This is a genomic window from Photobacterium japonica (genome assembly GCF_050337005.1).
Taxonomy (GTDB): domain Bacteria; phylum Pseudomonadota; class Gammaproteobacteria; order Enterobacterales; family Vibrionaceae; genus Photobacterium; species Photobacterium japonica.
Map to the genome: position 1 here is coordinate 25,737 of NZ_JAKJSN010000007.1, position 17,696 is coordinate 43,432.

Here is a 17,696-nt window from a genome sequence, read left to right on the forward strand (position 1 = left end):
AATAAGCCCCGTATTATGGCGAATTGGCGGGGAATAGCTAGGGGCGGTGACGACATCGACTGCGTCAGATGTTAATGTCAGGTTAAAATGGTAAGATGTTTTTGCGCTTTAGGGCGAGTAAAGGATTGATTTTTCGCCGTTGAAGACGCATGTATTAAGGGATAACAGAATAAAGGAATCGCGCATGTCTAACCCATTACTTACGATGACAGGTTTACCCCCGTTTTCACAGATCCAACCGGAACACGTGAAACCGGCCGTTGAGCAAGCCATTGCCGATTGCCGTGCCGCCGTTGAAGCCGTACTGGCCAGTGGCGAGGCGCCAAGCTGGACGTCGATTTGTGTGCCATTGGCGGAAACCGATGATCGCCTAAACCGTATCTGGTCGCCGATCGGCCATTTGAACGGGGTGAAAAACAGCAATGAGCTGCGCGACGCGTATGAAAGCTGTTTACCAATCCTGTCGGATTACAGCACCTGGGTCGGTCAGCACAAAGGGCTGTATGACGCCTATAAAGCGATCAAAGCTGATGCGAGCTTCGCGAACCTAACACTGGCGCAGAAAAAGTCGGTGACCGATGCGCTGAAAGATTTTGAATTGTCCGGGATCGGCTTGCCAGCCAAAGAGCAGCACCGCTACGGTGAGATCAGCAAGCGTTTGTCTGAGCTGTCGTCGACGTTCAGCAATAACGTGCTGGATGCGACTATGGGCTGGAGTAAGTTGGTGACGGACGAGGCTGAGTTAGCAGGTTTGCCTGAATCGGCGTTGCTGGCCGCCAAAGCCAATGCGGAAGATAAAGAGCAAGACGGCTACTTGTTCACGTTAGATATTCCGTCGTACCTGCCGGTAATGACGTACTGTGAAAATGGCGCCTTGCGTCAGGAAATGTACGAAGCGTTCGTGACTCGCGCTTCTGATCGCGGTCCGAATGCCGGTAAGTGGGACAACAGCGACATCATCGCTGAGAAGTTGAAACTGAACCACGAGATTGCCCGTCTGCTGGGCTTTAACAGCTACAGTGAGAAGTCGTTGGCCACCAAAATGGCGGAAACCCCGGCGCAAGTGTTGGGCTTCTTGAATGACTTGGCGAGCCGTGCCAAGCCACAAGGTGATCGTGAAATCGCTGAGCTGCGTGAGTATGCCCAAAGCGAGTTTGGCGCGACCGATCTGTCGCCGTGGGATCTGTCTTTCTATGCCGAGAAACTCAAGCAACACCGTTACAGCATTTCCGATGAGCAGCTGCGTCCGTATTTCCCTGAGAAAAAAGTCGTGGCCGGTTTGTTTGAAGTGCTTAAACGTGTGTTTGGCATGGACGTGAAACCACGTGATGGCGTCGATGTGTGGCACGATTCCGTGACCTTTTATGACATCTTTGATGCGCACGGTGAACTGCGCGGCAGCTTCTATTTGGATCTGTATGCCCGTGAACACAAGCGTGGCGGTGCCTGGATGGATGAGTGCTTGGTGCGCCGTACCCGTGAAGACGGCAGCCTGCAAGCGCCAGTGGCGTACCTGACATGTAACTTCAACAAGCCGGTGGGCGACAAGCCTGCGCTGTTTACCCACGATGAAGTGGTGACCTTGTTCCACGAAACCGGCCACGGTATTCACCACATGCTAACCCAAGTGGATGTGCCAGCGGTATCGGGCATCAACGGTGTGCCATGGGATGCGGTGGAATTACCAAGTCAGTTCCTGGAAAACTGGTGCTGGGAAGAAGAGGCCTTGGCCTTTATCTCTGGCCACTTCGAAACCGGCGAGCCACTGCCAAAAGAAATGCTCGATAAGATGCTGGCGGCGAAAAACTTCCAGTCTGCGATGGGCATTTTGCGTCAGTTAGAATTCGGCTTGTTCGATTTCACCTTGTACACCGAGTACGATCCTGAAGTCGGTGCCAAAGTGCTCGACACACTGGCTGACATCAAGTCACGTGTCTCTGTGGTACAAAGCCCAGAATGGGGCCGTTTCCCACACAGCTTCAGCCACATTTTTGCCGGTGGTTACAGCGCGGGTTACTACAGCTACTTGTGGGCCGAAGTATTGTCGTCAGATGCGTTCTCACGTTTTGAAGAAGACGGTATTTTCAGCCCACAAACCGGCGCGGATTTCTTGGATTGCATCCTAGAGCGTGGCGGCAGTGAAGAGCCAATGGCGTTGTTCAAGCGTTTCCGTGGTCGTGAGCCGCAGATTGATGCGCTTTTAAAGCACAGCGGAATCACCGGTTAATTCGGGATTCTGAGGCAATAAAAAAGCACCCATAGGGTGCTTTTTTTGTTTGGGGTATCCCATCGGATCATAGAGGGGATATGTTATTCGCTGGCGATTAAGGTCAGCGGCCAGCCCATGTCGGTTTGACGTTCGGCTTCTTGTTGTAGCTCTGCATGGGTCAGTGGGTGCGCGGCGAGCCAAGCGGCTGGTAGCGTGAGCACTAGCTCATTATGTTCTACGTGCAGGCTAAACGGTGGCTGCTGAGTCTTGTCACGACGGTGGCACAACAGCACGGCTAAGCGGAAAAGGCGTAGCAGGCGAGTGGCACTGTCGGTCGGCAAGGCATGCTGAGTCGGCAAGTTGCTGAGCTGCTCACGGAAGCGACGCAGTAACTCGGCGATCAGGAATTTTTGTGCGCGGGTAAAGCCCGGCAAGTCACTGTGATTGATCAAGTACGCGGCATGATCCCCGCTTTGCTTAAATTCAATCATGGTGCCAATTTCATGCAGCGCCGCACAGGCTTGCAACAGGTTAGCCGCGTGCGGTTCCGGTTGCCAAGTCGGTGTGGTGGCGGCTAATAAGGCATTGGCCGTGTCAGCGACGTAGTCCGCATGCGCTTTATCGAGCTGAAAGCGCGATTGTAAGCTGTGCAGCGTACGGGTTTGCACGTCATGATGGCGCATTTGGCGCATCATTTCGTACACCATGCCTTCACGCAGGGCGCCGCCAGCCAGTGTCATGGTGGCAATATTCAGCGATTCAAAAATGGCGATCAAAATAGACAGACCGCTTGGGAAGACCAGAGCACGCTCAAGCGTCAGTCCTTCGATATCCAAATCTTCTAATCGCTCGTATTGCATCGCTTGGCGTTGCAAACGCTTGAGTTTTGCCAAGGTGATGATTTCATCCATCCCTTGTGCCAGCATGATTTCCTGTAGGGCTTGCACGGTACCGCTGGCACCGACACAGGTATTCCACCCCAGCGCCTGATATTGCGCCACAATCGGGGCAATATCCGCTTTTGCTGCCTGAATGGCAGCGTCAAAGTTGGCCGCGGTCAGGGCGCGATCTTTAAAGTAACGCTCTAGCCACGTGACACAACCGATTTTCAGGCTGGTCAGGGCGCTGGCATCAAACCCTTCGCCAATCACCACTTCGGTGCTGGCGCCACCAATATCAACCACCAGGCGTTTGCTGCTACCGCCAGAGGTATGGGCAACCCCTTGATAGATAATGCGCGCTTCTTCTTCGCCCGGAATAATATCGACCGGGTAACCGAGGATCGCTTCTGCTTTGGAAAGAAATGTATCGGCGTTGACTGCGGTGCGTAAGGCGGCGGTGCCGACAATACGAATGTTGCCTGCCGGAATGTCTTGCAGACGTTCGGCAAACAAGCTGAGGCAGTCCCAGCCCCGTTGCATGGCTTCATCGCTCAGCACGTTTTGGGCATTTAACCCCGCGGCTAAGCGGACTTTACGTTTGATCTTGGCCAGTGTCTGCACGTTGCCGGCAAACTCTCGCACAATCCACATGTGGAAGCTGTTAGAGCCAAGGTCAATGGCGGCATACAAAGGGGATACGTTTCTTTCCATGGGCATATCTATCTGTAATTAAGCTTTATTTTGCGGCGGACGGCGGCGATTACGTTGGCGCGGCTGTCCTTGACGCGATGAACCACCATTGTTGTTGTTGCGACGGTTGCCACCCTGACGAGGGGCACGCGGCACGAACAGTGGCTCTGGCAGATCGTCAAGCAGCGCGTCAGCATTGTATTTCGACAATGGGATCGCGTGCTCGATGTACGTTTCAATCGCTGGTAGGTTGATGGCGTACTCTTCACAAGCAAAGCTGATCGAGTTACCGCTGGCGCCAGCACGACCGGTACGGCCGATACGGTGGACATAATCCTCTGCATCGTCAGGCAGGTCATAGTTAAATACGTGCGTCACTTGTGGAATGTGTAGACCACGCGCGGCAACGTCGGTTGCAACCAGAATGTCCACTTCACCTTGGGTAAATTGCTCCAGAATGCGCGTACGCTTCTTCTGTGGTACATCACCGGTTAGCAAGCCTACGCGGTGTTTGTCGGCCGCAAGGTGCGCCCAGATGTCTTCACAACGGTGCTTGGTGTTAGCAAAGATGATGGCACGATCTGGCCATTCTTCTTCAATCAAGGTCTGTAGCAGGCGCATTTTGTCTTGGTTAGACGGGTAGAACAGTTCTTCTTGAATTCGATGACCGGTTTTTTGTTCCGGTTCAACGACAACACTTTCAGGGCTGTTCATGTGCTCAAATGCCAACTCTTTCACACGGTAAGACAGTGTGGCAGAGAACAGCATGTTCAGACGTTCAGCCGGTACAGGCATACGACGGAATAAGAAACGGATATCTTTGATAAAGCCCAAATCGAACATACGATCGGCTTCATCTAGAACCACGGCTTGAATCGAACGTAAGTCGATCACACGTTGCTTATAGAAGTCGATAATACGGCCACAGGTGCCGATCAGAATATCAACGCCATCTTCCAGTATTTTTTGTTGCTTCTCATACGCTTCACCGCCGTAGGCTAGGCCTGCGGTCAGGCCAGTGCTTTCAAGCAATGGCTGGGCATCGTTATAGATCTGGATGGCCAGTTCACGCGTCGGTGCCATAATAATGGCACGAGGATGGTTCTGTTTACGATCCTCTTTGGCTGGTGTTAGCAGCAGGTGGTTAAAAGTCGCGGTCAAGAAAGCCAGGGTTTTCCCTGTGCCTGTTTGAGCCTGACCCGCAATGTCATGGCCGGAGAGCACTACCGGCAATGCCAGCGCCTGGATCGGCGTACAATTATGGAAACCTTTGGCTTCCAATCCTTGTAAAACCCGAGGATCTAACCCCAGGTCGGCAAATTTTTGCTCTGTGATATGAGTCATCTTCATTCGTATAGAATATCAGCTTAGGGTTGCAATACGAAACGGATTCCATTCAAATAGAGCAACGATTTGCTGGTTAAAATCAAATCAGCTAAGAAAATCAACCATTGGAGTGGAAGATGAGCGACAAGATTGTGCAGCTGACAGACGCAAGTTTCGACAGCGATGTAATTACTGCTGCCGGCCCTGTGCTAGTCGATTTTTGGGCAGAGTGGTGTGGTCCTTGTAAAATGATCGCCCCAATTCTTGATGAAATCGCAGACGAATACGAAGGTAAGCTAACGATCGGTAAACTCAACATCGATCAGAATGCAGGCACACCACCAAAGTTCGGTATTCGTGGTATCCCAACGCTATTGTTGTTCAAAGACGGCAGTGTTGCAGCCACCAAAGTGGGTGCACTGTCTAAGAGTCAGCTGAAAGAGTTCCTTGACGCGAACCTGTAAGCGATTCAAATTCAAGCCATGCGCAATTTCTCAGTTGTGCATGGTTTGACAACCGTCTATGCTAGACGGAAGAGATCTTTAGTGCTAACTTATTGCACGTAAACTGCACATTCGTTCATTCCTTGACCTGCCCCATTGGTCTACCTTCTCTCAATTAATATAGAACCCCGATTTTGACTGACAAGAAACCCACCACTATGAATCTTACTGAATTGAAGAGCCAACCTATTCCACAATTGGTTGCGCTTGGCGAAAGCTTAGGGCTTGAGAATCTAGCCCGTTTGAGAAAACAAGACATCATCTTTGCGATTCTCAAACAGCATGCAAAAAGTGGTGAGGACATTTTTGGCGATGGTGTTCTAGAAATTCTTCAAGATGGCTTCGGCTTCCTCCGCTCTGCAGACAGTTCTTACCTTGCCGGTCCTGACGACATCTACGTCTCTCCAAGCCAAATCCGCCGTTTCAACCTTCGCACTGGTGACACCATTTCAGGTAAAATTCGTCCGCCGAAAGATGGCGAGCGCTACTTTGCCCTGTTGAAGGTTAACGAAGTTAACTACGATAAGCCGGATAACGCACGTAACAAGATCCTGTTTGAAAACCTGACCCCATTGCACGCGAACGAGCGTATGCGTATGGAGCGTGGTAACGGTTCAACCGAAGACATCACTGCCCGTGTCCTTGATTTGGCTTCGCCAATCGGTAAAGGTCAACGTGGTCTGATTGTGGCGCCGCCAAAAGCGGGTAAAACCATGCTGCTGCAAAATATTGCGCAGAGCATTGCCTACAACCACCCTGAGTGTGAGTTGATGGTTCTTCTTATCGACGAACGTCCGGAAGAAGTGACCGAAATGCAGCGTCTGGTAAAAGGCGAAGTGATTGCTTCTACGTTTGATGAGCCAGCGTCTCGTCACGTACAGGTCGCTGAAATGGTGATTGAGAAGGCCAAGCGTTTGGTTGAGCACAAGAAAGACGTGGTTATCCTTCTGGATTCCATCACCCGTCTAGCGCGTGCGTACAACACCGTGATCCCATCATCAGGTAAAGTATTGACCGGTGGTGTCGACGCCAACGCCCTACACCGTCCAAAGCGTTTCTTCGGTGCGGCACGTAACGTAGAAGAAGGTGGTAGCTTAACGATCATCGCAACCGCGTTGGTTGATACCGGCTCGAAGATGGATGAAGTGATCTACGAAGAATTTAAAGGTACAGGTAACATGGAACTGCACCTTTCTCGTAAAAGTGCTGAGAAGCGTGTCTTCCCTGCGATTGACTTCAACCGTTCAGGTACCCGTCGTGAAGAGCTATTGGCGAAAGCGGATGAGCTACAGAAGATGTGGATCCTGCGTAAAATCGTTCACCCAATGGGTGAAACAGACAGCATGGAATTCTTGATCGACAAGTTGTCGATGACCAAGACCAATGATGAGTTCTTTGACGCGATGCGCCGTCAAAAATAATATTTTTACTGTCTGACTCACAGTTTCCTAAACGCCACCTCGTGTGGCGTTTTTTATTGCCTAAATTCGGGCATACTCCTATTGTGCGCTGTTCAATTTTGCATGCGAATCAGCAGGGCACCTGATACCAGGATGGATCAGTTCACTCAATTTCCTTTTCACCAAGGAGGTGACATGCGACTAGGACAGTGCATGCTAATAGGATGGTTAGCCACACACATGGCCGTGGCCAGTGCAACGGCCATATCGGCGACCGGTATCCCGGCGATTCAGATCTCGTCCCAAACTGTGACGGAGGTGCTGACTGCCCCGCACAGCCAATCCCGCGCGACCGCGTTGGCGACTCTCTATAATGATAATGATTTTCGCGAGTTGGAATTTAACCTTTCTCTCTTGCCGCCATTAAAGCAAGAAGCGATTCGGTCATTGCTGGTGGATCACGCCGCGGCCCACCCCGTGTTGGATCAATATAAAGCCAACTGGCTGCAGTCACAGGCGCTGCGCAAACCGGCGTTTACCGTGGTTGAGCAGGGGGACGGCTATACCGTCACGCAAACCGCGTTCCATTATGCGACCAAAGCCCGTGCGCAGGTCACGCGTTGGGCTCAGATGCTCAAAGCCCAAGCCATGCATGCGCAGGCCGAACGCGGCGAGTTGATACTGTCACAATGGTTAGCGGGCGATCTGGCCTCGAAAACCGTGCAACGCGATATTTTACTGGCCCAGTTACCGAGTTTATCGGCACAGGCCATTGCGCAGCTCGCGGCCCAATTCTCGACCGATAAAGCCTTGTTGTGGTTGCCGGATAATGCGGTGATTGCCGCGTTAGCCGCGGCCTCCGGTGATGAGGCGGTGTACCATTTGTTGTGGCGTCGTCGCAGCGATCAGTACAGTTTGACTGAACTCAACCGTTTAGCGCAGCTGGCACCAGAGCCCATGGCCACGGCGCAGCTGATGGCGGCGACCATCAATCCCTCGTTGAAAACCTCGGCTTACCGCGCTTTGGTTGCGCTGCAGCCGTTGCCTGTCAGCACGCAAGATTTTCTCAGTGGCCGCTTGGCCGATGTTAGCGATGGTCAGCTGGTGGCCTCAGAATTACTGAGTCAGGGGTACCTGAGTTGGTTAGAGCAACTGGTGACGGGCAGTCGTAATCAAGTGCTACAGAAAAATATCAAAACCGCGATCTCACGCCGGCTTTAGGGCGGCGATCCGACACGATTTTCCGCTATTCAGACGTTAACAAGTCGTTATAATAACCCGAGAATGATTTTTTTTACGCAGGTGCCCACGGCACCTGCGTGTCAGCGTATGTAGGAAAGGTCACGGCAAACAATGAAATTCAAGGATCTACGAGAGTTTATTGATTACCTAGAACAGCAGGGACAGTTGCTGCGCATCACGCAGCCTGTCGATCCGGATCAGGAAATTACCGAGATCTGCGATCGCACCTTGCGCGCAGGTGGCCCGGCATTGTTATTTGAAAATCCAGTGGGTTACGACATCCCGGTATTGGCCAACCTGTTTGGCACCCCAGAGCGTGTTGCCATGGGCATGGGGCGTGAAGATGTGCGTGATCTGCGTGACGTGGGCCAGTTACTGGCTTATTTGAAAGAGCCGGAACCGCCACGGGGCTTCCGCGATGCGATCGACAAGCTACCGCTGTTTAAACAAGTGTTGAACATGCCGGTGAAACGCTTGCGTCAGGCGCCTTGCCAAGACATCGTGTGGCAAGGTGACGAGGTGGATTTGGACAAGATCCCGGTGATGAGTTGTTGGCCGGGTGATGTCGCACCGTTACTGACCTGGGGGCTGACCATTACCCAAGGGCCGAACAAAAAACGCCAGAACTTGGGGATCTATCGCCAGCAGAAAATCGGCAAGAACAAGATCATCATGCGTTGGTTGGCGCACCGTGGCGGTGCGCTTGATTTGCGTGACTGGATGGAAACCCATCCGGGTAAGCCGTTCCCTGTCACGGTCGCGTTTGGTGCTGACCCGGCGACCATTTTGGGTGCCGTCACGCCAGTACCGGACACGTTGTCTGAGTATGCCTTTGCCGGTTTGCTGCGTGGGCGCAAGACCGAAGTGGTCAAGAGCCTGAGTAATGACTTGGACGTGCCTGCCAGTGCGGAAATCGTGTTGGAAGGCTACATTGATCCGAACGAGTTTGCCGATGAAGGCCCGTATGGCGACCACACGGGGTATTACAACGAGGTGGAACGTCACCACGTGTTCACCATTACCCATGTCACCATGCGTAACAATCCGATTTACCACAGCACCTATACCGGTCGTCCGCCGGATGAGCCGGCTGTGCTGGGGGTGGCTCTGAATGAAGTGTTCGTCCCGATTTTGCAAAAGCAATTTCCGGAGATCACCGATTTTTATTTGCCGCCAGAAGGCTGTTCGTACCGCATGGCGGTGGTGACCATGAAGAAACAATACCCCGGTCATGCCAAGCGCGTGATGATGGGGGTGTGGTCCTTCTTGCGCCAGTTCATGTACACCAAGTTTGTCGTGGTGTGTGATGAGGATGTCAATGCCCGCGATTGGGGCAGTGTGGTACAGGCGATGACGGGCCATATGGCACCGGCGCGCGACACGTTGATCATCGACAGCACGCCGATAGATTCCCTCGACTTTGCCTCGCCAGTGGTGGGGTTAGGGTCGAAAATGGGGCTGGATGCGACCCGTAAATGGGACGCTGAAATCGCCTTGGGCGGCCATGTGATGCCGACCGCAACGATCGCGCCTGACGCGCTGATTGCGGCCGTGCGAGAGGCGTGCCCTGAGATCGTTGATTTGCATTTCCCGAACGGTGACGGCAAGTTGGCGATCGCGACCGTGAATAAAACCGACGCGGGCTTAGGGGCGGATCTGCTCTCGCGCCTATGGGCGGTTGCGGGCGAGTCATCGGCTTTGGCGCAGGTGATTGTGTGCGATGCCGAAGACGTGAATGGCCGCGACTGGAATGACGTGATTTGGGCGGTGACCACGCGTATGGATCCCGGTCGTGACAGCCTGATTGTGCGTGATGCGCAGGGCGGTTCACGCATGGGGTGGGATGCGACCAATAAGTGGCCGAGTGAAACCGGCGATAACGCGCACGATAAACCCCGCGAATGGGGAACGTCCATCAGTAAAGATCCGGCGGTGGTGGCCAGTGTCGATGCGTTGTGGCCAGCCTTAGGCATCAAGCTGTAATAAAGAACACCATCATGACGGTTGGTCATGTGACCAACAATGAGAATAACCATGAATCAAGAACGGTATCAAGTGCGCCTGTTGCCTCGCGACGTGACGTTCACCACCGACGGTGAACACACGGTGTTAGAGGCTGCGCTCAACGCAGGTATCGCTTTTCCGAACCGCTGTCAGGTTGGGGTCTGTGCCATGTGCCTGTGCCGCAAACTGTCGGGGGAGATCCATTATCAGTTGGAACCCATGCTCACAGAGAAAGAGCAAGAAGAAGGCTGGATCTTCGCCTGTCAGGCGGTGGCGGACAGTGACTTGGTGCTCGCGCTAGCGTAGAGGAAAGAAATGTCGATTAAATGTGAAGTAAAGTCAGTAACGTCATTGGCGTGTAATACCTACCGTATTTTGCTGGTACCCACCCAGCCGGTGGATTTTAAAGCCGGCCAATATTTGTTGGCGGTGATGGGTGAGAAAGACAAACGTCCGTTCTCCATTGCCAGCAGTCCGTGCCGTGACGGCGAGCTAGAGTTGCACATTGGTGCGGCCGAGCATAACCCATACGCGATGGAAGTGGTCGAGACGATGAAAGCCGCCTTGGCCAGTGGCGACACGGTCGAGGTGGAAGCGCCGCACGGTGACGCATGGGTCCGTGATGACAGCGACAAGCCGTTGTTGTTGATTGCGGGTGGCACCGGCTTCTCGTATGTACGCAGTATTTTGGACAACTGCCTAAGCCGTGGCGTGTCTCAGCCGATCTTCGTCTACTGGGGTGGTCGTGATCTGTGTCAGTTGTACGCCAATGATGAACTGCAGGCCTTGGCTGCGGCGCACAAAAACCTGACGTATGTGCCGGTAGTGGAAAGTGCGTCCGCTGATTGGCAGGGCAAAGTGGGTAACGTGCTGGATGCGGTGAACAGCGATTTTATCAGCTTGTCTGCATACGACATTTACATCTGTGGTCGTTTTGAAATGGCCGGCGCAGCGCGTGAGCAATTTTCTGCGGAAAAAGGGGCGGATCGCGAACGCATGTTTGCCGATGCTTTCTCCTTTATCTAGATCTTAGTAGCGAGTAGCGAGTAGCGAGGGACGAGGAAAAGCGATGAGAGCGGATCGATGATCCTAAGGTCCTGTGGGGGTTCTTCGGCGACCTGATGTTGCGGCGAATACTCCGCTTACAGAACCAAAACAAGAGGCGAGATCACGGATCTCGCCTTTTTTGTGTCTGTCACTCTGAGTGCTTGATAGAAAGGGTCTGAACTTGATTGGTGAGGGAAAAGCCAAGCGAGCGGCAGACCGCAATCGAGGCGGCATTATCCACATTGACGCGATAGCAGAGCGTCCCGTTGTTGGCTTCTATCTCGTGTACTGCTTGTTGTAATACGTATTTAGCGAGCCCCTGCCTGCGCTCATGCTGGTCGACCAACATAGCCAGTGACACAAAGTAAGAAGACCGCCCCTGGAAGGTGCCTAAGCAGGCGACGAGCGCTTGGTCACGGTATACGCTGTAATAGCGATCAAACTCATCGTCCAGTCCGGCGCTGAGTTGATCTGCCTCTGGCTGCTGCTCAAGGAAAGCGTCAAGGAGCGCAGGACGCTCGGTCGTCACCTCGATTCGATAGCCTGAAGGTACATTGGGCGCGGTGAGCGGGGGACAATTTTGGCGGAAGTAATCGCCATCATTGCAGTCGACCTCATAGCTCGCTAATGCCGGATTGAGGCTGATAGCCTGATTGAAACATTGCAAGCGAGCATTGGGCATTGAAGCGACGGTTTGTTGTAATAGTGGCAGGAGATCTGGCGCGAGGTCGAGTATGGTCAAGTCGGGTGAACTGTAGAGAAATCCAACCGTATCGGGATCGCCCATATCCCAGTAATCGAGTACTGAAAAGTGAAGCCCCACCGTGAGAGGGGTGTTAAGTCTTTTAGCCCAAAATTGGTCATGGGGTGAGTGTAATGGGGTCATGATCCCTCCTTGGATACTGACATAATAAATGGCGAGCTCAGTATGAAAGCGAGGAGGCCGACCAAGCAAACTTGGCCGGAGAAAGACGCATTACCATGTTAGGCTTTGCGGCTAGTGTCACAACGTTGAGTTTTTTTACCCCAGACTTCATTCAGCCACAGGGAGGCCATGATGATCGCCCCACCGAGGATCAGGCGCAGATAGTCGACATCGCGGTTCCAAATCACGATATTGACGATAAGGCCCGCGGGTACTAACGCGTTGTTCATGATCGCCAGCGCGCCCGCGTTCACCATTGTTGCCCCCTTGTTCCAGATGAAATAGCCCAGCCCTGAGGCAATGGTGCCAAGGTAAATTAAAATGCCCCATTGTGTGCTGGTGGTGGGCAGTTGCTCGGTATTACCAAACAGCAAGAACATCGGTAGGGCGACACACATCGCGCCAAGGTAAAACAAGCCAAATACCGTGTGTTGGGGAATATCGGTTTTTTCTTGTTCCATGATCCGTTTATAGCCGACCTGCCCGATGGCAAAGCACAGGTTCGCCCCTTGCACGATGAAAAAGCCGAGAATGAAATCTTCGTTGATTCCCTCAAATTTGATCACTGCGGCACCGAGTACCGCCACGGCAGCCGTTACCAGATACCACGCAGAGAACTGGCGGTGCAGCAAATCGTAGATCAAGGTGACATAAATCGGGGTGAAAATGGTGAACAGCAACACTTCCGGTACGCTCAGATACAAGAAAGATTGGTAATAAAAGCAGTACATGATCCCGAGCTGGAACGCGCCCACCACCATCAATTTGAGCGCCAAACGCCAATGCAGGTGCTGGCGACGCAGAAACGGCAAAAAGACCAAGGCCGCGAGCGACACGCGGGTCAGTACCGAGAACCACGCATCGACTTGGCCGGCAAGATAGACCCCGATCAGGCTAAATGAAAACGCCCAAAGCAGGGTGACAGCAGAAAGATATCCCATCGTGTTAACCGAGATTGAAAAATAGACCGAGAGTGTAACGGAATTTCTCGGGCGTCCCTATGTGGAATCGCCAGGAGCGTGATAGCTCTCGAGGACGAGAAGCGGGCGTCAACGTGATCGCCGGCCCGTGGCATGACGTAAGGGAAGATAGCGAGTGATAAGCGGAGTGGTAACGGGTGGGGGAAATACGCCGCCAAGACCGAAGCCTTGGCGGTTGCCATTTTATTTCAGTGGCGCTATCTACTTCAAAGGAACCATCAGCATGTCGACTGGTGAGCGGTTGATCAACTGACGGGCAGAGCTGAGAATTTTGCTCCAGAAATCTTGATGATGGCCACACACCACCAGTTCGATGTCTAAGTCATCAATCGCATGGCAGATTTCATCACTGAGATCGCCACTGCCGACCAAGGTGTGAGACACCGGATACTGAGCATATTCCGCCAGTACATGCAGCTGTTTCTGTGCATCGTCAGCCATGCGATGTTGGGCTTCCGACAGGTTAATGTCGATCAGGCCGGTGTACAGCTCAGCGTAATTGACATCAATGTGGATTAACGACAATTTGGCATCCAAGGCCTTGGCGAGCGCCGCCGCTTTGCTGACAATGAGCTGGCTATCTTGAGAGAGGTCGATGGCGACCAAAATATGTTTGTAAGCCATAATAATGCACTCCTTCACCGTGCGGGTTTTATTTTATGCTAGCACTGAAGAGATCGAAAAAATATTACCGTGATCGCATCTTGATAGCGGGTAATGGTGTGCTGCAGTGAAGAAAACAAATTGAATTTCTTCCCTTTTTTCTACCTTCCTCGCTGTTCACGCAAAATGCCAAGCGCGTAGGAGGTTGAGGCGGCTGTTGAGTTGCATTCTCATAAGTGCAGGGTAACAATGGGGATCGCCGATTTCATCCCTGTCGTTGAGATTGGTATACACTAGAATAAATAGGAGTAGTACGATGTTAGCGCAAGCAATGGTTGAGAAACTCAACGAGCAAATCAACTTGGAATTCTTTTCTTCTAACTTGTACCTGCAAATGAGTGCGTGGTGTGAAGACAAAGGGTTTGAAGGGGCGGCAGAATTTTTGCGTGTTCACGCCGCAGAAGAAATGCAGCACATGCAGCGCCTGTTTACGTATGTGAGCGAAACCGGTTCACTGCCAATTTTAGGTGCGATTGAAGCCCCTAAGCACGAGTTTGCATCACTGGGTGATGTCTTCCGTGAAACGTACGAACATGAGCAGTTGATCACGAGTAAGATTAACAAGTTAGCCCATGCTGCGTTCATCGCCCAAGACTACTCAACGTTTAACTTCTTGCAGTGGTATGTCGCAGAGCAGCACGAAGAAGAAAAACTGTTTAAAAGCGTTCTTGATAAGATCGAGTTAGTGGGTGAAGATGGTAAGGCACTGTTCTTTATCGATAAAGACCTTGCTGCTATGGCGAAGGCTGACTCTTCATCTGTTATGGACTCTACCGCTGGCTGATCCGTCTTACGGGCATGGTGACATGCCCTTCTCTCCACGGTCAGCCGGCTTACCTGTCACGTTGTTCGGGGGCTCATATGATTAGTGGTGATGCACTGCTTCTTGCACTTTTTTTGGTCGCGGTCGTGAATGTTTCACGGTACGTCAGCACGTTGCGTACGTTGTTGGTTGTGATGCGCGAATGTGATCCACTGTTGTACCAGCAAGTAGATGGCCGCGGCTTCTTCTCGTCACAAGGCAATGTCACTAAACAAATCCGCCTTTTCCACTATATCCGCAGTGAGCAATACCACAATCATCACGATCCGGTGTTCATGCAAAAATGCGTCAAAGTGCGCAAGCTGTTCATTTTGGCCAGCGCCTACCTCATGTTATTTCTGGTTTCTATCTTTGTTGTGGCTTATCTCGGCATATAAGCGTTTCTTACCGAGTCAGGCTTGCTATCTGATGGACTCCGCACTACCTTAAGCGCCCTTGTGTGACTTACCCATAGGGTTGCTATGACTCATTTTTATCTCTGGTGGGATGCCCTGCAGCAAGGGGTCAGCCAGAACTGGATCACGAATATCGGCGTGCTGCTGCTGTTTAGCGCCGTGTTGTGGGCGGCGTGGTTGCTGCTCACCCGCCACCTGTTACAGGTCACCCAGAAAACCCGTTTAATTTGGGACGATGCGTTCGTCCAAGCGGTGCGTCGGCCAATCAGTTGGCTGATTTGGCTGTGGCCGGCGGCGTTTTCGCTCGGGGTGGTGATCGAAAATACCTCGACCCATTCGGCGGCTTTCTTGGCCGTGCTGCGTCATCTGTTCCTCGTTTGGACCGTGATTTGGATTTTGCTGCGTTTGATCAGCAATGCCGAAGAGGCGATCAGCCGCACGGCGAAAGATGTCACTACCATTACCGCTATCTCGAAAGTGCTGCGCCTGACCGTGTTTGTGATCGGGGGCTTGGCCGCGATGCAAAACCTCGGCCTGAGTCTGTCAGGGGTACTGACCTTTGGTGGGGTGGGCGGCTTGATTGTCGGTATGGCGGCAAAAGATCTGTTGGCCAACTTCTTTGGGGCGGTGATGATTTATTTTGATCGCCCGTTCCAACTCGGTGATTGGATCCGCAGCCCTGACCGCAACATTGAAGGCACGGTGGAGCAAATCGGCTTTCGTGTCACCATGATCCGCACCTTTGATAAACGGCCGCTGTATGTGCCGAACTCCGTATTCAGTTCGATCGTGGTAGAGAATGCCTCGCGCATGACAAACCGCCGGATCAAACAAACAGTGAGCTTGCGTTATCAGGATGCCGATAAAATTGCGGGGGTGGTGAAAGACATAAAAGCGATGCTGACGCTGCATGATGAAATCGACACCCTACAAACCCTGATTGTTAGCTTCGATAATTATGGCCCATCCTCGCTCGATATTCTGGTGTACACCTTCACCAAAACCATTGGGTGGGTCGAATATAAAGACGTGCAACAAGACGTGATGCTGAAAATTGTCGAAATCGTCAAAGAGCACGGGGCGGATTTTGCCTTCCCGACCACCACGTTGCAGTTCGACGCGCCGGATCGGGTGTTGGCAAAAGCCGGATAGGCCGCACGGGCGCTATCTCCCCATCACGATAATCCATTGGTATTCAGCCCAGAGGGCGGTTAAAATTAGCGCGCTCTGGCGATGGTGAGCCAGAAAAAACCTTGAGAGGGATGCTGTCCACGTGGCAATGCATCCCTTTTTTGTTGATAAGCTTGGTACGATTGATACCGACAGCGGTGACGTAATGACAGAAAAATTTGATGTAGTAGTGATTGGCGCTGGTGCTGCCGGCCTGATGTGTGCGGCGGAAGCAGGCAAGCGTGGTCGTTCTGTGCTAGTGGTCGATAACGCCAAGAAACCTGGCCGTAAAATCCTGATCTCAGGTGGGGGCCGCTGTAATTTTACCAACTACGATGTCGCTGCGAATCATTATGTTTGCCGTAATCCCCATTTCGTGAAATCGGCGTTGTCGCAATACACCCAGTGGGATTTCATTTCGATGGTGGCTAAGCACGGTATCGCGTATGAAGAACGCGAGCATGGCCAGCTGTTCTGTGAAGACTCCGCCAAAGATATCGTGAAAATGCTACTGGCCGAGTGTGATTTACCGACCGTGCAGCAGCGCTATCAGGTCGAGGTGCAGGATATTGCTCAGACGGAAACGGGATTCAGTCTGAAGCTGAACATGGACACCATTGAGTGTGAATCATTGGTGGTGGCGACCGGCGGCTTATCCATGCCGAAACTGGGCGCGACGCCGTTCGGCTACCAGATCGCAGAGCAATTTGGCTTGAAGCGCGTGCCGACCACGGCTGGTTTGGTGCCGTTTACGCTGCACACGGCCGACAAAGACGCCTTTGCGGAACTGTCTGGTATTGCGATCCCAGCCGTTGTCGAAGCCGAAAATGGCACCAGCTTTAAAGAGAATTTACTGTTTACTCACCGTGGTTTGTCAGGGCCGGTGATTTTGCAAATTTCCTCCTACTGGAAGCCGGGACAGAAAGTGACGATCGATTTGTTGCCGGATCAGGATGTGACGGAAACGTTGACCGCGATGCGTGAGCAGAACCCAAACCAGAGCCTGAAGAATGCCTTGGCTCGCTTGTTGCCAAAACGCGTGATTGAAGTGTTGATGGCCCGCGGTGACGTGGTGGATCGCCCGCTTAAACAGCTTAACCCGAAAGACATTACTGCGCTGGCTACCTATCTGCACCAGTGGGCCATCGCGCCAAACGGCACCGAAGGTTACCGTACTGCCGAAGTCACATTGGGTGGGGTAGATACTGACGAGCTGTCATCAAAAACCTTGGAAGCGAAAAAGGTCAAAGGCCTCTATTTTGCGGGCGAAGTGATGGACGTGAGCGGTTGGTTGGGAGGCTACAATTTCCAGTGGGCGTGGAGCTCAGGATTTGTGGTGGGTCAGCACGCGTGATCTGCGTTAATTAAGATGCCTGTTCAGTAATGAAAAAGCGGTAACGTGATGTCACCGCTTTTTTTGTGTCTATTTTCCATTAAT

Annotated in this window: 16 protein-coding genes; 11 read left to right on the top strand and 5 right to left on the bottom strand. The window is 52.5% G+C overall.

The features are described 5' to 3' along the window. The first annotated feature begins 184 nt into the window (after positions 1–184). Positions 185–2,227: an oligopeptidase A gene (prlC, locus tag L4C36_RS00600; protein WP_428475845.1), complete on the top strand. Its 2,043-nt coding sequence runs from the start codon at positions 185–187 to the stop codon at positions 2,225–2,227. 83 nt (positions 2,228–2,310) lie between these two features. On the opposite strand, the gene gppA is transcribed toward prlC, so the two are convergent. After that, a complete protein-coding gene (gene gppA / locus L4C36_RS00605; protein WP_428475846.1) occupies positions 2,311–3,801 on the bottom strand; it encodes a guanosine-5'-triphosphate,3'-diphosphate diphosphatase in 1,491 nt (496 codons plus the stop codon). Positions 3,802–3,819: 18 nt separating this feature from the next. Continuing rightward, a complete protein-coding gene (rhlB, locus tag L4C36_RS00610) occupies positions 3,820–5,130 on the bottom strand; it encodes an ATP-dependent RNA helicase RhlB (RefSeq protein WP_428475847.1) in 1,311 nt (436 codons plus the stop codon). Positions 5,131–5,243: 113 nt separating this feature from the next. Here rhlB and trxA point away from each other — a divergent pair, with 113 nt between their 5' ends. From trxA to fre, 6 genes are all read left to right on the top strand, one after another. Further along, positions 5,244–5,570 (top strand): thioredoxin TrxA, encoded by a 327-nt coding sequence (gene trxA, locus L4C36_RS00615; RefSeq protein ID WP_428475848.1) that lies wholly within the window; start codon positions 5,244–5,246, stop codon positions 5,568–5,570. Between the two features lie 197 nt (positions 5,571–5,767). Continuing rightward, positions 5,768–7,030: a transcription termination factor Rho gene (rho, locus tag L4C36_RS00620; protein ID WP_428475849.1), complete on the top strand. Its 1,263-nt coding sequence runs from the start codon at positions 5,768–5,770 to the stop codon at positions 7,028–7,030. A 174-nt stretch (positions 7,031–7,204) separates the two neighbouring features. Beyond that, positions 7,205–8,230: a hypothetical protein gene (locus L4C36_RS00625; RefSeq protein WP_428475850.1), complete on the top strand. Its 1,026-nt coding sequence runs from the start codon at positions 7,205–7,207 to the stop codon at positions 8,228–8,230. Positions 8,231–8,362: 132 nt separating this feature from the next. Next, a complete protein-coding gene (gene ubiD / locus L4C36_RS00630; protein ID WP_428475851.1) occupies positions 8,363–10,234 on the top strand; it encodes a 4-hydroxy-3-polyprenylbenzoate decarboxylase in 1,872 nt (623 codons plus the stop codon). A gap of 39 nt (positions 10,235–10,273) precedes the next feature. Further along, the gene (locus L4C36_RS00635; protein WP_428475852.1) at positions 10,274–10,561 is read left to right on the top strand and encodes a 2Fe-2S iron-sulfur cluster-binding protein; all 288 of its coding nucleotides are present in this window, start codon (positions 10,274–10,276) and stop codon (positions 10,559–10,561) included. 9 nt (positions 10,562–10,570) lie between these two features. Next, positions 10,571–11,281 carry an NAD(P)H-flavin reductase gene (gene fre, locus L4C36_RS00640; RefSeq protein WP_428475853.1) on the top strand — a complete coding sequence of 237 codons (711 nt, stop codon included), beginning with the start codon at positions 10,571–10,573 and terminating at the stop codon, positions 11,279–11,281. A gap of 169 nt (positions 11,282–11,450) precedes the next feature. Here the strand turns inward: fre and L4C36_RS00645 are convergent, their stop codons facing one another. From L4C36_RS00645 to L4C36_RS00655, 3 genes are all read right to left on the bottom strand, one after another. After that, positions 11,451–12,188: a GNAT family N-acetyltransferase gene (locus tag L4C36_RS00645; RefSeq protein WP_428475854.1), complete on the bottom strand. Its 738-nt coding sequence runs from the start codon at positions 12,186–12,188 to the stop codon at positions 11,451–11,453. A gap of 98 nt (positions 12,189–12,286) precedes the next feature. Next, complete coding sequence (locus tag L4C36_RS00650) at positions 12,287–13,168, bottom strand: carboxylate/amino acid/amine transporter (protein ID WP_428475855.1); 882 nt, start codon at positions 13,166–13,168, stop codon at positions 12,287–12,289. 240 nt (positions 13,169–13,408) lie between these two features. Next, positions 13,409–13,831, bottom strand: a complete 423-nt coding sequence (locus tag L4C36_RS00655; RefSeq protein WP_428475856.1) for a universal stress protein — start codon at positions 13,829–13,831, stop codon at positions 13,409–13,411. Between the two features lie 295 nt (positions 13,832–14,126). On the opposite strand from L4C36_RS00655, the gene ftnA reads away from it, so the two are divergent. From ftnA to L4C36_RS00675, 4 genes are all read left to right on the top strand, one after another. Then, entirely contained in the window at positions 14,127–14,654 is a 528-nt protein-coding gene (gene ftnA, locus L4C36_RS00660; protein WP_428475857.1) for a non-heme ferritin, read from the top strand. 77 nt (positions 14,655–14,731) lie between these two features. After that, complete coding sequence (gene uspB, locus L4C36_RS00665; protein ID WP_428475858.1) at positions 14,732–15,070, top strand: universal stress protein UspB; 339 nt, start codon at positions 14,732–14,734, stop codon at positions 15,068–15,070. 84 nt (positions 15,071–15,154) lie between these two features. Next, a complete protein-coding gene (locus L4C36_RS00670; RefSeq protein WP_428475859.1) occupies positions 15,155–16,240 on the top strand; it encodes a mechanosensitive ion channel family protein in 1,086 nt (361 codons plus the stop codon). Positions 16,241–16,424: 184 nt separating this feature from the next. Then, positions 16,425–17,612 carry a BaiN/RdsA family NAD(P)/FAD-dependent oxidoreductase gene (locus L4C36_RS00675; protein WP_428476032.1) on the top strand — a complete coding sequence of 396 codons (1,188 nt, stop codon included), beginning with the start codon at positions 16,425–16,427 and terminating at the stop codon, positions 17,610–17,612. Positions 17,613–17,696 lie beyond the last annotated feature (84 nt).

Excerpts from the sequence above, each read along its gene's own strand:
- L4C36_RS00635 (WP_428475852.1), top strand. The coding sequence starts at position 10,274 with ATGAGAATAACCATGAATCAAGAACGGTATCAAGTGCGCCTGTTGCCT.
- rhlB (WP_428475847.1), bottom strand. The coding sequence starts at position 5,130 with ATGAAGATGACTCATATCACAGAGCAAAAATTTGCCGACCTGGGGTTA.
- L4C36_RS00670 (WP_428475859.1), top strand. The coding sequence starts at position 15,155 with ATGACTCATTTTTATCTCTGGTGGGATGCCCTGCAGCAAGGGGTCAGC.
- L4C36_RS00645 (WP_428475854.1), bottom strand. The coding sequence starts at position 12,188 with ATGACCCCATTACACTCACCCCATGACCAATTTTGGGCTAAAAGACTT.
- L4C36_RS00675 (WP_428476032.1), top strand. The coding sequence starts at position 16,425 with ATGACAGAAAAATTTGATGTAGTAGTGATTGGCGCTGGTGCTGCCGGC.
- gppA (WP_428475846.1), bottom strand. The coding sequence starts at position 3,801 with ATGGAAAGAAACGTATCCCCTTTGTATGCCGCCATTGACCTTGGCTCT.
- L4C36_RS00650 (WP_428475855.1), bottom strand. The coding sequence starts at position 13,168 with ATGGGATATCTTTCTGCTGTCACCCTGCTTTGGGCGTTTTCATTTAGC.
- uspB (WP_428475858.1), top strand. The coding sequence starts at position 14,732 with ATGATTAGTGGTGATGCACTGCTTCTTGCACTTTTTTTGGTCGCGGTC.
- ubiD (WP_428475851.1), top strand. The coding sequence starts at position 8,363 with ATGAAATTCAAGGATCTACGAGAGTTTATTGATTACCTAGAACAGCAG.
- prlC (WP_428475845.1), top strand. The coding sequence starts at position 185 with ATGTCTAACCCATTACTTACGATGACAGGTTTACCCCCGTTTTCACAG.
- ftnA (WP_428475857.1), top strand. The coding sequence starts at position 14,127 with ATGTTAGCGCAAGCAATGGTTGAGAAACTCAACGAGCAAATCAACTTG.
- L4C36_RS00655 (WP_428475856.1), bottom strand. The coding sequence starts at position 13,831 with ATGGCTTACAAACATATTTTGGTCGCCATCGACCTCTCTCAAGATAGC.
- L4C36_RS00625 (WP_428475850.1), top strand. The coding sequence starts at position 7,205 with ATGCGACTAGGACAGTGCATGCTAATAGGATGGTTAGCCACACACATG.
- trxA (WP_428475848.1), top strand. The coding sequence starts at position 5,244 with ATGAGCGACAAGATTGTGCAGCTGACAGACGCAAGTTTCGACAGCGAT.
- fre (WP_428475853.1), top strand. The coding sequence starts at position 10,571 with ATGTCGATTAAATGTGAAGTAAAGTCAGTAACGTCATTGGCGTGTAAT.
- rho (WP_428475849.1), top strand. The coding sequence starts at position 5,768 with ATGAATCTTACTGAATTGAAGAGCCAACCTATTCCACAATTGGTTGCG.